Source organism: Pseudomonas turukhanskensis, assembly GCF_027922365.1.
GTDB lineage: Bacteria > Pseudomonadota > Gammaproteobacteria > Pseudomonadales > Pseudomonadaceae > Aquipseudomonas > Aquipseudomonas turukhanskensis.
Map to the genome: position 1 here is coordinate 325,213 of NZ_BSFN01000004.1, position 12,650 is coordinate 337,862.

The 12,650-nt window shown below is 60.1% G+C and carries 14 protein-coding genes and 1 tRNA gene; 10 read left to right on the forward strand and 5 right to left on the reverse strand.

Annotated features, from left to right (window positions below; all coding sequences use genetic code 11):
* Positions 1 to 5: 5 nt before the first annotated feature.
* The 7 genes from PKE98_RS10135 (at position 6) to PKE98_RS10165 (ending at position 4,736) form a co-directional block, all read left to right on the forward strand.
* Positions 6 to 1,205 carry an MFS transporter gene (locus PKE98_RS10135; RefSeq protein WP_271195156.1) on the forward strand — a complete coding sequence of 400 codons (1,200 nt, stop codon included), beginning with the start codon at positions 6 to 8 and terminating at the stop codon, positions 1,203 to 1,205.
* Positions 1,202 to 1,327 (forward strand): hypothetical protein, encoded by a 126-nt coding sequence (locus tag PKE98_RS10140; RefSeq protein ID WP_271195157.1) that lies wholly within the window; start codon positions 1,202 to 1,204, stop codon positions 1,325 to 1,327. Before PKE98_RS10135 ends, PKE98_RS10140 begins: the two co-directional genes overlap by 4 nt.
* Positions 1,328 to 1,420: 93 nt before the next feature.
* Positions 1,421 to 1,948, forward strand: coding sequence for a glutathione peroxidase (locus PKE98_RS10145; RefSeq protein ID WP_373877841.1), 528 nt, complete (start codon positions 1,421 to 1,423; stop codon positions 1,946 to 1,948).
* Between the two features lie 145 nt (positions 1,949 to 2,093).
* On the forward strand, positions 2,094 to 2,402 hold the full coding sequence (locus PKE98_RS10150) for a PepSY domain-containing protein (protein ID WP_271195159.1): 309 nt from the start codon (positions 2,094 to 2,096) through the stop codon (positions 2,400 to 2,402).
* The gene (locus PKE98_RS10155) at positions 2,402 to 2,737 is read left to right on the forward strand and encodes a PepSY domain-containing protein (RefSeq protein ID WP_271195160.1); all 336 of its coding nucleotides are present in this window, start codon (positions 2,402 to 2,404) and stop codon (positions 2,735 to 2,737) included. Before PKE98_RS10150 ends, PKE98_RS10155 begins: the two co-directional genes overlap by 1 nt.
* Positions 2,737 to 3,405, forward strand: coding sequence for a response regulator transcription factor (locus PKE98_RS10160; protein ID WP_271195161.1), 669 nt, complete (start codon positions 2,737 to 2,739; stop codon positions 3,403 to 3,405). Before PKE98_RS10155 ends, PKE98_RS10160 begins: the two co-directional genes overlap by 1 nt.
* Positions 3,402 to 4,736 (forward strand): ATP-binding protein, encoded by a 1,335-nt coding sequence (locus PKE98_RS10165; protein WP_271195162.1) that lies wholly within the window; start codon positions 3,402 to 3,404, stop codon positions 4,734 to 4,736. The genes PKE98_RS10160 and PKE98_RS10165 overlap by 4 nt, the downstream gene beginning before the upstream one ends.
* A gap of 112 nt (positions 4,737 to 4,848) precedes the next feature.
* Here the strand turns inward: PKE98_RS10165 and PKE98_RS10170 are convergent, their stop codons facing one another.
* Positions 4,849 to 5,862 (reverse strand): FecR family protein, encoded by a 1,014-nt coding sequence (locus tag PKE98_RS10170; RefSeq protein WP_271195220.1) that lies wholly within the window; start codon positions 5,860 to 5,862, stop codon positions 4,849 to 4,851.
* A 175-nt stretch (positions 5,863 to 6,037) separates the two neighbouring features.
* On the opposite strand from PKE98_RS10170, the gene PKE98_RS10175 reads away from it, so the two are divergent.
* Together PKE98_RS10175 and PKE98_RS10180 are read left to right on the forward strand one after the other, a co-directional pair.
* Positions 6,038 to 6,514 carry a sigma-70 family RNA polymerase sigma factor gene (locus PKE98_RS10175; RefSeq protein WP_271195163.1) on the forward strand — a complete coding sequence of 159 codons (477 nt, stop codon included), beginning with the start codon at positions 6,038 to 6,040 and terminating at the stop codon, positions 6,512 to 6,514.
* 103 nt (positions 6,515 to 6,617) lie between these two features.
* Positions 6,618 to 6,776, forward strand: coding sequence for a hypothetical protein (locus PKE98_RS10180; RefSeq protein WP_271195164.1), 159 nt, complete (start codon positions 6,618 to 6,620; stop codon positions 6,774 to 6,776).
* A gap of 153 nt (positions 6,777 to 6,929) precedes the next feature.
* On the opposite strand, the gene PKE98_RS10185 is transcribed toward PKE98_RS10180, so the two are convergent.
* The 3 genes from PKE98_RS10185 to PKE98_RS10195 form a co-directional block, all read right to left on the reverse strand.
* On the reverse strand, positions 6,930 to 7,901 hold the full coding sequence (locus PKE98_RS10185; RefSeq protein ID WP_271195165.1) for a magnesium and cobalt transport protein CorA: 972 nt from the start codon (positions 7,899 to 7,901) through the stop codon (positions 6,930 to 6,932).
* 323 nt (positions 7,902 to 8,224) lie between these two features.
* On the reverse strand, positions 8,225 to 8,983 hold the full coding sequence (locus PKE98_RS10190) for a 1-acylglycerol-3-phosphate O-acyltransferase (protein ID WP_271195166.1): 759 nt from the start codon (positions 8,981 to 8,983) through the stop codon (positions 8,225 to 8,227).
* A 165-nt stretch (positions 8,984 to 9,148) separates the two neighbouring features.
* Positions 9,149 to 9,838 (reverse strand): crotonase/enoyl-CoA hydratase family protein, encoded by a 690-nt coding sequence (locus PKE98_RS10195; RefSeq protein ID WP_271195167.1) that lies wholly within the window; start codon positions 9,836 to 9,838, stop codon positions 9,149 to 9,151.
* 258 nt (positions 9,839 to 10,096) lie between these two features.
* Here PKE98_RS10195 and PKE98_RS10200 point away from each other — a divergent pair.
* A tRNA-Ser gene (locus PKE98_RS10200) sits at positions 10,097 to 10,186 on the forward strand.
* 56 nt (positions 10,187 to 10,242) lie between these two features.
* On the opposite strand, the gene egtB is transcribed toward PKE98_RS10200, so the two are convergent.
* Complete coding sequence (gene egtB, locus PKE98_RS10205; RefSeq protein ID WP_271195168.1) at positions 10,243 to 12,369, reverse strand: ergothioneine biosynthesis protein EgtB; 2,127 nt, start codon at positions 12,367 to 12,369, stop codon at positions 10,243 to 10,245.
* Between the last annotated feature and the right edge of the window lie 281 nt (positions 12,370 to 12,650).

Below are 12,650 nucleotides of genomic sequence, written 5' to 3' on the forward strand. Positions count from 1 at the left end.
GGGCAATGACAGCATGGCGCGCAAGTAAGTGGGTGCTCATCGGCGCGGCGTTGATCCTCGCGCTGTCCATGGGCATTCGCCATGGCTTTGGTCTGTTTCTGCCGCCAATGAGTGCCGAATTCGGCTGGGGCCGGGAAACCTTTGCCTTTGCCATCGCCTTGCAGAACCTGCTGTGGGGCTTGTCGCAACCCTTTGCCGGCGCCCTGGCCGACCGCTACGGCGCGGCGCGGGTGATGGTGGTGGGCGGCATTCTCTATGCCCTCGGGCTGGTGCTGATGGCCTCGGCGGATTCGCTGTGGTCGCTGTCGCTGAGCGCCGGGTTGCTGATCGGCCTGGGCCTGTCCGGTACAACCTTCTCGGTAGTGCTGGGTGTCGTCGGCCGTGCCGTGCCCGCAGAAAAACGCAGCATGGCCATGGGCATCGCGGCGGCCGCCGGCTCGTTCGGCCAGTTCGCCATGCTGCCCGGCACCCTGGGCCTGATCAGTTGGCTGGGTTGGTCGGTCGCACTGATCGCCCTGGGTGGCTTGGCAGCGATGATCGTGCCGCTGGTGGCCATGCTCAAAGACAAGCCGCTGCCGGTACTGGGGCACGAACAAAGCCTGGGCGAGGCGCTGCGTGAAGCGGCTGCGCACAAGGGCTTCTGGATGCTCTCGCTGGGCTTTTTCGTTTGTGGTTTCCAGGTGGTGTTTATTGGTGTGCACCTGCCAGCCTATCTGGTGGATCAGCACCTGCCGGCCACCGTCGGCACCACGGTGCTGGCGCTGGTGGGGCTGTTCAATATCTTCGGCACCTATATCGCCGGTTGGCTGGGAGGGCGCATGTCCAAGCCACGGCTTTTGGTGGCCTTGTACCTGGCCCGGGCGGTGGTGCTGGTGTGGTTTATCAGCGTGCCGGTGACCCTGTTCACCGCCTACACCTTTGGCGTGCTGATGGGCGTGTTCTGGCTCTCCACGGTGCCACTTACCAATGGCACGGTGGCGACCTTGTTTGGCGTGCGCAACCTGTCGATGCTGGCCGGTATCGTCTTTCTCTTCCACCAACTGGGCGCGTTTCTGGGTGGCTGGATGGGTGGCTATCTGTATGACCGCACCGGCAGCTACGACCTGGTCTGGCAGATTTCCATCGGCCTCAGTCTGCTGGCCGCCGCGCTGAATTGGCCGGTGCGTGAACAGCCGGTCGAGCGCTTGCGGATGGCAGCGGCATGAGCCGTTCGCTAACGCTCTCACTCAGCGTCGCCTTGGCAATCGCCGTGTTGGCGCTGATCTGGTGGGGCTGGCACAAGGGCGGCCTGGCGTTACTGCAACTGGGCCTGGGCAGTTGCCTTTGACGCCATGGGGTATGACGGGTAGCGTGGCTTTACTGTTTCCCGACCACTGAGTGCTACCCCATGAGCCTGCGTCGCATCCTTCTGCCTGCCGTCATGCTGTCCCTGTTTTCGTTGCCTGTTCTGGCCACCGAATGCCCGCAACTGCTTCAGGGCGAATTGCCCAAACTGCGTGACAAGAACAAAGAACAGATCAACCTCTGCGAACACTTCGCCGGCAAGCCCTTGCTGGTGGTCAACACGGCCAGCCATTGCGGCTTTGCGCCACAGTTCAAAGGACTTGAGGCGCTGTACAAAAGCCACAAGGACCAAGGCCTGGAAGTGCTCGGTGTACCCTCCGATGACTTCAACCAGGAAGACCCCGACCTCACCGAAACCGCTAAGGTTTGCTACGTGAATTACGGCGTGACCTTCACCATGGTCGAGCCGCAGCACGTCAAAGGCGACGAGGCCATTCCGTTATTCAAAGGCCTCGCCGAACAGAGCAGCGCGCCGCGCTGGAACTTCTACAAATACGTAGTCGACCGTCAGGGCAAGGTGGTGGCCAGCTTTTCCAGCCTGACCAAACCCGATGACCCGGATCTGCAGGCGGCGCTGGCCAAGGCAATCGCCTCCAAACCGTGAAAGCCGGTCTGTAAGAGCGGCTTCAGCCGCGATCCCTGCAAACCAAAATTCTTAAACTTAAGGGTTTTAAGCTTCAGTTAAGCGGCGGGCGATAAGGTGATCCCCGTCGAAAGCAATTACCTAACTGAAGAAAAGGAACCAACCCATGAACAAGTTTACTGCCCTGTTTGCCGTTGCCGCCCTGACCGCCACCGCTGGCCTGGCCCAAGCCCGCGACCTGGGCCCGGACGAAGCGCTGAAGCTGCGCGATGCCGGCACTATTCAATCCTTCGAGAAACTCAACGCCGCTGCCATTGCCAAACACCCCGGTGCCACCGTGAAGGAAACCGAGCTGGAAGAACAACACGGCCGCTACATTTACCAGGTTGAACTGCGCGACGCCCAGGGCGTGGAGTGGGACCTGGAGCTGGACGCTACCAACGGCCAGATCCTTAAAGACTATCAAGACAAGTAATGAGCCAACCTGTAAGCAAATGGCTCCTGCGCTATAGCGGCATCGTCGCACTGGTGCTGGCTGTACTGACCCTGAGTGTCGCCGTACATGCCCGTGACCTGGACCAGGACGAGGTGCTGCGCTTGCGCCAGGAAGGTCGCATACCGCCTCTGGAACAGCTGCTACAACCCGCCCTGGAGCGTTACCCCGGGGCGAAGTTGTTGGAAGCGGAACTGGAGGAAGAGGACGACGTGCTGGTGTACGAAATTGAATTGCTGACCACCGACGGAGTGGTCCGCGAGCTGGAAATCGATGTGCGCGACGGGCGCATTCTCAAGGACAAGGAAGACGACTGATGCGGTTGTTGCTGGTAGAAGACCACGTGCCGTTGGCCGATGAACTGCTCGCCAGCCTCGGCGCCCAAGGGTATGCCGTGGACTGGCTGGCCGATGGCCGCGACGCCGTGCACCAGGGCGCCAGCGAACCTTACGACCTGATCATTCTCGACCTCGGGCTGCCCGGCAAGCCGGGCCTTGAGGTATTGCGCCAATGGCGCGCCGGTGCGCTGGCCACGCCCGTGCTGATTCTGACCGCACGCAGCTCCTGGGCCGAGCGCATCGACGGGCTGAAAGCCGGTGCCGACGACTACCTGACCAAACCCTTTCACCCCGAAGAGTTGCAGCTGCGTATTCAGGCGTTGCTGCGCCGCTCCAAAGGCCTGGCTAACCAGGAACATCTGCAGGCGGCAGGGCTGCAGCTGGACGAGAGCCGTCAGTGCGTATTGGCAGCGGGCGAGGATATTCAACTGACCGCCGCAGAGTTTCGCCTGCTGCGTTACTTCATGCTGCACCCACAGCAACTGCTTTCCAAAAGCCACCTGGCCGAACACCTGTACGACGGTGAAACAGAACGCGACTCCAATGTCCTGGAAGTGCACGTCAACCACCTGCGCCGCAAACTCGGGCGTGACGTCATCGAAACCCGTCGCGGCCAGGGCTACCGCTTTATCGGGTTGAGCGCATGAAATCGATTCAGCGCCGGCTCAGCCTGGGGTTGATTAGCGTGTTGCTGGTGGTGGGGCTGGTGCTGGCGCAAACCAGTTTATGGCTGCTGGACCTGGGCCTGCGGCGCTACCTGGAAGCCAGCCTGCGTCACCATACCGAGAACCTGCTTGTCGCCACGGTACGCGGCCCCACTGGCTTGCAGCTCAACGAGCAGCGTGTGCAACCGGCGTATGAGCAGCCGTTGTCCGGGCGCTACTTTCGCATCGACTTTGCCAGCGGTACGCCCGCGCCATGGCGTTCCCGCTCGCAGTGGGACTGGGAGCTGGCGCAGGCGGCCAAGGTGGGACTGCAAAACGAACTGGCGCCGGGGCCCAGCGAGCAGTTGCTGCTGGTGTACCGCGCCGACTACCGGCGCTATGGCCAGCAGTTATCCATCACTGTGGCGCAAGACTACAGCCCGGTGTTGGACAGTTTTCGCCAGGTCAAATATGTCGGTCTGGGCCTCGGTGCGGGCGCGCTGCTTTTGGTTTTGCTGCTGCAACGCCTGACCGTGCGCAACGCCTTGCGGCCATTGGAACGGGTGCGCCAACAGCTGCAACAACTACAGCAAGGGCAGCGCACGACACTGGATCAGGACGTGCCCGCCGAGCTGGAACCGCTGGTGACTCAGCTCAACCACCTGCTGGTGCACACCGAAGAGCACCTGCTGCGCTCGCGCAACGCCCTGGGCAATCTCGGTCACGCACTGAAAACGCCGTTGGCAGTGCTGGTCAGCCTGGCCGAGCGTGACGCGCTGGCCGGCCACCCTGAACTGCAAGCCACCTTGCGCGAGCAACTGCAACAGATCGAGCAACGCCTGAGCCGTGAATTGGGGCGGGCACGGCTGGCGGGAGAGGCCTTGCCCGGCGCCCAGTTCGACTGCGATGAAGAGCTGCCGGGCTTGATCAATACCTTGGGCATGATCCACAACCGTGGCCTGCACCTGAGCTGGCATGCGCCGCCCGGCCTGCGGCTGCCATGGGACCGTGAAGACCTGCTGGAAATGCTCGGCAACCTGCTCGACAACGCCTGCAAATGGGCCGAATCACAGGTGCAACTGAGCGTTCAGCAAGACAGCGCCGGTGTCACCCTGTGGGTGGATGACGACGGGCCGGGCATTGAAACAGAGCGCCGCCTTGAAGTGCTGGAACGTGGCGCGCGCTTGGACGAGCAGGTGAGCGGTCATGGTTTGGGCTTGGGTATCGTGCGCGATATCGTCGATGCCCGCGGTGGACAGCTTGAAATGTTGGACAGCCCGCTGGGTGGCTTGCGGGTCGCCATCCGCTTGCCGGGCAATGCGCGGCGGCGGTAGCCAGTGATGCCTGTAATGGAGGGCGACACCTTGCAGCGGATGGTCAGGTCAGTCTGCCCAGCAGGCGAGAGCGAGCGCGGAAAACTTATTGGCTGAAAGTGGCGGCGTCGGTCTAGAGCCTAGCGCCGCGGTTGCGGATGAGAGTTGTGCCGTCAGGTTGCGGTTCGAGTTTGATCGGCAGCACCTTGGGCAGCGCCTTGACCAGGTTGGACACATCGCGGGTGCTGTAGATGCCGCCAATGCGAATATCGGCCGTGCTCTGGTCAGCGAGTATCAGCGGTTCTTCGAGGTAACGGTTAAGCAGCGGCACGGCTTCACCGAGGGTGATGTCGTTAAGGATCAGCTTGCCGTCACGCCAGGCTAAAGCGGTCTGGGTGTCGACAGACCGAACGCGGGGCTTGAGGTCGCCCGCCTTGAAGCTGGCCTGCATGCCGGGTGTGAGGGTGCTGTCGTTGCCTTGGCGTTCGCTTTGCACCCGCACCGAGCCTTCGGTCACGGTGACGACCACGCTGTCTTCGTAGCGCCAGACGTTGAAACGGGTGCCGGTGACGGTAATAGAGCCTTCGCCGGCGCTGACCACAAACGGGTGGGCGCTGTCGTGGGTGACGTGGAAATAGGCTTCGCCGCTGCCGAGGGAGACGTGGCGCTCATCGCGGAAGTTGAAAAAGCTCAATTCGCTGGTGCTATTGAGCTCCACTTCGCTGCCATCGCCCAGGGTGATGCGACTGATGTTCTGCTGAGTTTCGAAGTGTTCGTACGAATTGGGCAGCCAGCCCATTATCCAGCCGCCATAGGCCGCCAGCGGCAAGGCCAGCGCGGCCAGCGTCACGGCGCGTAACTGCGCGCGCCAGCGGCGCCGGGTACGCACCGGCACGACGGGCGCCGGCGGCACCTGGCGCAGCGCAGGGCGGGGCGCGGACGCCGCAGCGTGGGCAGGCAGCTGCTCGCTCAGGTCCCAGATTTCCAGCATGGCTACGTATTCGGTGGCGTGGCTGGGGTGCTCGTCGAGCCACAGTTTGAACTGCGCGCGCTCTTCTTCCGTGCAATCGGTGGCGTGCATCCGCATGCACCAATGTGCGGCAACCTCGACGAGCGGGTCGTCGTTGGCAGGGGAAGGGGCGTTGATCATCAGGGAATACCGGTTACCTGGTACTGAAGCGGGGAAGGTGCAGTGCTGGCAATTGAGAATAAGTCTTGATACGAATGATTATAAAATGAATAATTTCATACTGCCAGTACGACGGTTCGGGTGTTCAACCTTATTGCTATGTTCGCCGTCACGTCTGTGGCCGGGGGTTGTTTTGGAGATTTACTATCGGGAGCTGGTGCGGTTTTTGAGCGCCAAGCTGGGGAGCCGACAGCAAGCAGCGGATGTTGCCCATGACGCGTATTTGCGCGTGATGGAGAGAGCCAGTCAACAGCAGATTGAGTCGCCGCGCGCGTTTTTGTACCGCACAGCCTTGAATCTGGTGATAGACGAACATCGTCGCAATGCCCTGCGCCGTACCGAAAACCTGGACGTGCTGGACCAGCAAGAGCAGTTCTTTTCTCCCTCGCCCCATCGCTCGTTGGCACACGAACAGCGCCTGCAATTGTTGCAGCGCGCCCTCGATGAGCTGTCGCCGGTATGCCGTGACGCATTTTTGTTGCGCAAACTCGAAGGCTTGAGCCACGACGAAATTGCCGAACGCCTGAGTATTTCCCAGAGCCTGGTGGAGAAGCACATCGTCAACGCGATGAAGCATTGTCGGGTGCGCATGCGGGAGTGGGATGCCTGATAGCTAACCGGCGCTCTCTCCACGCCTAAATTTAATTTCCCTGTCCTCGTTGCTACCCAACAGGCGATCTCTGCTATTCCCAACCAATGGGCTGAGCGACACCTTGCTGTCAGTGCTACCGATTCGCACCAACGATATCGACAGCTCGCTGCATGGTTACCTGCGGCATCAGTCGTTGAACCACGTGCAGCGCTTGCCGTTATTGACGAATGCAAGGGCCAAGAGTGGCTTACCTGCCGGCGCGACCCAAGGCCAGGTGTAGTGGCTGCAACGCGGCGAGCAGCGCATTGCCAGGCAGATGGGGTTGTGGAGCAAATCGATCTGAAGGACTAACCGTCCCGTAGGAGCCAGCTTGCTGGCGAAGCGTTCTATCGGCTTACGCTTCGCCAGCTAGCTTGCGCCTACAACAGCGCGATTACAGCCAATCCATGCGCCTGAAATTGGCATACAACCCAATGCAGCCCACCCCAATCACACTGAGTACCCCGGCGTAGCCGTAATGCCAGGTGAGTTCGGGCATGTACTGAAAATTCATCCCGTAAATACCGGCAATTGCCGTGGGAAAGGCCAGAATCGCCGCCCAGGCAGCGAACTTGCGCTGGGTGATGCTTTGCCGGGATGACTCCAGCAACAGCCCGATTTCAATGGCGTGGTCGGCCATTTCGCGCAGGCCCGTGAGGTCCTCCATCAGCCGTTGCACATGGATCTGCACGTCACGAAAGTACGGGCGCATATGCTTGTCGATAAAGGGGAAATCCAGCTGTTGCAGCTCGGTGCAGATTTCCACCATCGGTGCGATATAGCGGCGAATGCGTAGCAAATGACGGCGCATATGCTGGATGCGTTCGACGTCGTCCTGGCTGAGCGGGTTGCGCAGCACATGCTGTTCCATGTCTTCGAGCTTGGCGTTGAACTCTTCCAGGCGCGGCCGGTAGTTTTCGATCACAAAGCTGAGCAGGGCGTAGAGCACGAAGTCTTCGCCGTGCTCGAGCATCAGTGGCTGCGCTTCGGCGCGTTGGCGCACGCGGCCGTATGAAGGCGAGTCGCCGTAGCGGCAACTGATGACGTAACCCTTTCCGGCAAACAGCTGGGTTTCGACGAACACCAGTTTGTCGTCTTCCATCACCGGCGAGTAGAGCACCATAAACAGCGCGTCGCCGAAGGTTTCGAGCTTGGGGCGGGTGTGTTGCAGCAACGCGTCTTCGATAGCCAATGCGTGCAGGTTGAATTGTTTTTGCAGGTTCAGCAGCTCTTCGCTGCCAGGATCGTGCAAACCGATCCAGACAAAATGCTCTGGCTTGGCGGCCCAGTCTTTGCCTTCATCGAGGGTGATATCTGTAACTTTCTTGCCGTGGGAATAAACCGCTGCTGCAACGACTCTTGTCATGGTTGTTATCCGTACGCTCCGGTTTCAAGTGGCGGTGGGCGCCTGACATCAGGGTACTGCATGGGGCCTTTCCTGTGTCGCTCAGGGTGAGACAAGCGCAACGCCCGGTGCGCTCCATGGTTGTGCAAATAACCTGACGCGGACCAAAGCGCGGCTATGCTCAGACGTGGCAAACGCACCGCCAAAGGAGGGAAGAGCATGGCAACTTCACGTGTGCTCGCAGCGCTGGCACTGCTGGTGCCTCCGCCGATGTAGCCACGTACAAACAACAAGCCCGGCGTCGATGCCGGGCTTGTTGTTTGGTTGCGGTAGTGCGCGAGCTATTAGCTGATTGCGGGCGCCGGCTTGGGAACGCCCAGTTGGGCAGCGGCAATCTCCCGGTCGAGTTCGGCGATGCCGGCCTGCATCTGGGCATGGCACTTTTCCATCAGCGCGGGGATGTCCTCACTGGTCATGCCTGTGGTGGAAATGGCCGGCAGCGAGCGGATACTGATATCGCCACTGTTCCAGCGATTGAGCTGCATCTGCGTGCTATAGGTGCTGACGCAGACCGGCAGAATCGGCACGCCGGCGGCGATGGCCATCTGGAAAGCGCCTTTCTTGAACGGCAGCAAACCTTTGCCCAGGTTGCGCGTGCCTTCGGGGAACACCCATATCGAGGTGTCTTTGTGCTGCAAGGTGTCCGTGGTGGTGAGCATGGCGCGCTTGGCTTTGAGGGCGTTGCCGCGGTCGATCAGCACATTGCCCGCTAGCCAATACAGTTGGCCAAAGAACGGCACCCACTTCAGGCTTTTCTTGCCAATGCTCACGGTGCGCTTGGGCACCACGGCGCCGAGCACGAACAGGTCATAGTTGGACTGGTGGTTGCAAATGATCACGCAGGATGGCGAGTGATCGCGCAGGCCTTCGGTGTGGGTTTTCAACTTCAAACGCAGCAGCCACAGAGCCGGCCACGAGTAGAGGCGGGCGCATAGCCGGCTGTTGTCCGGGTTGAAGGGGCGGCACAGGCCGATAACGATGCCCAACACGCCTGCGACGATAAAGTGCAGGCCCATAAAAAACATGCGCAGAAGGAAAAGCATTGGGACGCCCGTTTGGTAAAAGGTCGCGCAGTGTACGGATGTGCACTATTTTCGGCAATCGCCGCTCGGAGGGAGTTTTGTTACAAGCTGCACGCCAGGCGCAGCGCCGCTTGCAGGCATAAAAAAGCCCGGCACGCAGGCCGGGCTCGGGTTTTGACGCAACGCTTAAACCGCGTGCTTCTTGTCTTCTTCGATAGCCCAGTCCAGGGTCTCCAGCAGCGCTTTGCGCACTTTGAGCTTGGTATTCTTGTGCGCCTTCATGTTGATCTTCTTCAACTGCTGGGCGGCAGCAATAGCAGTAGGCAGCAACTGCTCGGCAGCGACCACGGTGTCGAGGAAGCCTGCATCCACCGCGGTTTGCGGATTGAACATTTCGCCATTGATCACCGAGCGGTGGAATGCCGCCTTGCGCAGGCGATCGCGGGCCAACTCAATGCCTACGTGGTGCATGGTCATGCCAATCTGCACCTCGTTCAGACCAATGCTGAACGGGCCTTCGACACCAATGCGGTAGTCGGCCGACAGCAGAATGAAGGCGCCCTTGGCCACCGCATGGCCACCGCAGGCGACGATGATCGGAAACGGGTGCGAGAGCATACGGCGGGCGAGTGTAGAACCGGCGGCCACCAGGTTGATGGCGTTTTCTGGGCCGGACGTCATCACCTTCAAATCATAACCGCCCGACAGAATGCCCGGCTGACCCGTGATGATGACCACGGCGCGGTCCTGCTCGGCGCGGTCCAATGCTGCGTTGAACGCGGCGATCACATCCGGAGAAATGGCATTTACCTTGCCATTGCTCAGCGTCAGGGTGGCAATGCCGTCATCGAGTTGGTAGCTGATCAGGTCGCTCATGGCAAAAATCCTTGCTCGGGCAGGTATATAAGGTGGACAGACGTTACCGAGCCCTGCTGTGGAGGTAAAGCGCTAAGACTGACCGGGCAGTCGCGCCGTTGGGCCTTTGCGCGTGAGTTGGAGGTTGGCGCGGAGGATTTCAGACGCAGCCGGGATATTGCGCTTAACCACATGAATCCCTTAAAAAATATTTTGCCTTTAGGAGAAGCTTCGGATAGATTAGCGCGCCTCGACAGACCTAACCGGTCATCGGGATACGGTGAAGTGTCCGAGTGGCTTAAGGAGCACGCCTGGAAAGTGTGTATACGAGAAATCGTATCGAGAGTTCGAATCTCTCCTTCACCGCCATATCTAGAAAGCCCCGCAGCTTATTGAGTTGCGGGGCTTTTTGCTTTTCGCGGCATTCAACCGTGAAGCAGGAATATTCCGACTTGGGGTGCCGGGCTGAGCCATTGGCGCTCCAATGTCCAGCCGGCCGATTCAGCCAGGCGTTGGATGGATTCCGGGGTGTATTTGTGTGAGCACTCGGTGTGTAGACGTTCGCCTTCGGCGAAGTGAAAGATCTGCTCCGCGGCTTCGACTTGCTGCTCCTGGGTGCTGACCAAGAACATCTCCATACAGCTTCGCTCAGGGTTCCATTCGGCAACGTGGAGAAATTGCTCCAGATTGAAGGTGCCGCCGAGCTCGCGATTGATCCGCGCCAACAGGTTTTTGTTGAATTGGGCGGTAATGCCATCGGCATCGTCGTAGGCAGCTTCAAGTGTGGAAATGTCTTTGAGCATGTCCAGGCCGACGATCAGGCGCGCATCTTGGCCAAGAAAGCGGCGTACCGAACGTAGGAAATCGACCGAGTCTTGCTGGCAGAAGTTACCCAACGTAGAGCCGGGAAAAAACGCAACCCGCGGCCGGGTTCGGGCGGGCATGGGCAGGTCGGCCAGGTGGCAGAAGTCGCCTACTTCCGGGGCAACCCAGAGTGCCGGGTAGTCTTTTTGCAGTTGCACGGTGGCATTGCGTAGCGCGGATTCGCTGATATCCAGCGGGATATAGACGTCCAGTTGTGGCGATGCTTCCAGCACCAGGCGGGTTTTGAGGCTGGCACCGCTGCCGAACTCGATGAGCGCGGCGCCATCCGGGATGCAGGCTGAAAGGTCTTGGGCGATGTCTTTCAGCAAGGCGGTTTCGGCTCGTGTGGGGTAGTACTCGCGGGTACGGCAGATGGCTTCAAACAGTTCTGAACCGGCTGCATCGTAGAAGTATTTCGGCGCCAGGCTTTTTTCAGCTTTGCCCAGGCCGGCTCGCACGTCCTGGGCAAAGGCGCTGGTGTAATTGGCGGTGCCTGCCGTGTCGGACTCATGAGCCGAAGGCAAGTCGCGGGCCAGGCGCAGGCCGGAGAACATCCAGCGTTGGCCGGGGTAAAAAAAGTTGCGATAGCTTAGGCGCGAATGGCCTGGTGGTGTCACGCAGGAACCGCCGCGTAGCACCAGTTGGCTAACCATAAATTTACCGTTGTATTCGCCAACCGCGCTGTTGGCGGGGCGAAAGCCGGGGTAGGGCGCATAAGCGCTTTGGGTCCATTGCCATGCGCTGTCTTCGATCTGTTCAAGCAAGCCCGAGCGCGCCGCAATTTCCCATTCGGTTTCGGTCGGCAGGCGCGCCTCGGCCCAGCTGGCGTAGGCGCAGGCTTCGTAGTAGCTGATATGCATCACTGGCGCTGCCGGGTCGATTTCCCGCAGCCCCGCCAGACTCATCTGCTGCCAACCTCGAGCGTTGCGTTGCCAATACAGGGGCGCTTCCCAGCCCTCTGTTTGAACCGTTGTCCACCCCTCGGACAACCAGAGCTCGACGCGGTTGTAACCGCCAGCACTCATGAAAGCCAGCCACTCGCCGTTACTCACCAGTCGATCGCTGATTTCGAAGGGCTGCAACCACGTGGCGTGGCGCGGGTTTTCATTATCGAAAGAAAATTCGTCGCCTATATGACCAAGCTCCACCATTCCGCCGGCCATCAATTGGAAATGGCCATGACGATCACCGGACGGTTCTCGCCAGTTAGTTGCATAGGCAGGCTTGAGCGGCGAAAGACTGAACAGATGCAGCACGTCCATAAGGAGCAATTCCTGATGCTGCTGTTCGTGGGCCAGGCCCAGTTCGATCAAAGCAGGCAAACCGGCCGCCAGCGGGCTGGAAAGCAGGCCCTGCATGTGTTCGTCGACATGGCGCCGGTAGTCTCTCACGCGGGCAATGCTCGGGCGGCTCAGCATGCCTCGTTGAGGACGGGGTTGGCGTGGGCCCAGGGCTTCGTAGTACGAGTTGAAGAGGAAGGCGAAACTGGGGTCGAAAACTTGGTAGCCCTGCAGGTGTTCCTTTAGGAGGAAGGTTTCGAAGAACCAAGTGGTGTGGGCGATATGCCACTTTGCTGGACTGGCATCAGGCATGGATTGCACCACCATGTCCTCATCGCTCAGCGGCGCTATGAGAGATTCGGTTTGACGGCGTACATGCAGATAACGCTCAAGTAGGCTGGTGTTCATCGGTCATCCTCTAGCACCGTTCCCACAATAATCTGCTCTGCCGGCGGTTCGTCGGATCGCGGCAGACTGGCAGAGTTTTGCGGCGGGCGATTTTTCGCCTTGGTTCGGGTTATAGGTCTGATGCGGCAGGTTCTAAAAAAGTTCGTGGCCGTTCGCGCATTGGCCGCTGAGCGGCTGGCTGATCCAGCGTAGCAGGGGATTTGAAGGGCTCGGAAGGGCGGCCAGCTCATCGGATGGATGGTGGCAATAGAGCACCATGACCAGAATCTGCTGGCCATGGC

Bases quoted from the DNA above. Each gene is read 5' to 3' on its own strand.
- PKE98_RS10135 (WP_271195156.1), top strand. From the start codon at position 6: ATGACAGCATGGCGCGCAAGTAAGTGGGTGCTCATCGGCGCGGCGTTG.
- PKE98_RS10140 (WP_271195157.1), top strand. From the start codon at position 1,202: ATGAGCCGTTCGCTAACGCTCTCACTCAGCGTCGCCTTGGCAATCGCC.
- PKE98_RS10145 (WP_373877841.1), top strand. From the start codon at position 1,421: ATGCTGTCCCTGTTTTCGTTGCCTGTTCTGGCCACCGAATGCCCGCAA.
- PKE98_RS10150 (WP_271195159.1), top strand. From the start codon at position 2,094: ATGAACAAGTTTACTGCCCTGTTTGCCGTTGCCGCCCTGACCGCCACC.
- PKE98_RS10155 (WP_271195160.1), top strand. From the start codon at position 2,402: ATGAGCCAACCTGTAAGCAAATGGCTCCTGCGCTATAGCGGCATCGTC.
- PKE98_RS10160 (WP_271195161.1), top strand. From the start codon at position 2,737: ATGCGGTTGTTGCTGGTAGAAGACCACGTGCCGTTGGCCGATGAACTG.
- PKE98_RS10165 (WP_271195162.1), top strand. From the start codon at position 3,402: ATGAAATCGATTCAGCGCCGGCTCAGCCTGGGGTTGATTAGCGTGTTG.
- PKE98_RS10185 (WP_271195165.1), bottom strand. From the start codon at position 7,901: ATGACAAGAGTCGTTGCAGCAGCGGTTTATTCCCACGGCAAGAAAGTT.
- PKE98_RS10190 (WP_271195166.1), bottom strand. From the start codon at position 8,983: ATGCTTTTCCTTCTGCGCATGTTTTTTATGGGCCTGCACTTTATCGTC.
- PKE98_RS10195 (WP_271195167.1), bottom strand. From the start codon at position 9,838: ATGAGCGACCTGATCAGCTACCAACTCGATGACGGCATTGCCACCCTG.
- egtB (WP_271195168.1), bottom strand. From the start codon at position 12,369: ATGAACACCAGCCTACTTGAGCGTTATCTGCATGTACGCCGTCAAACC.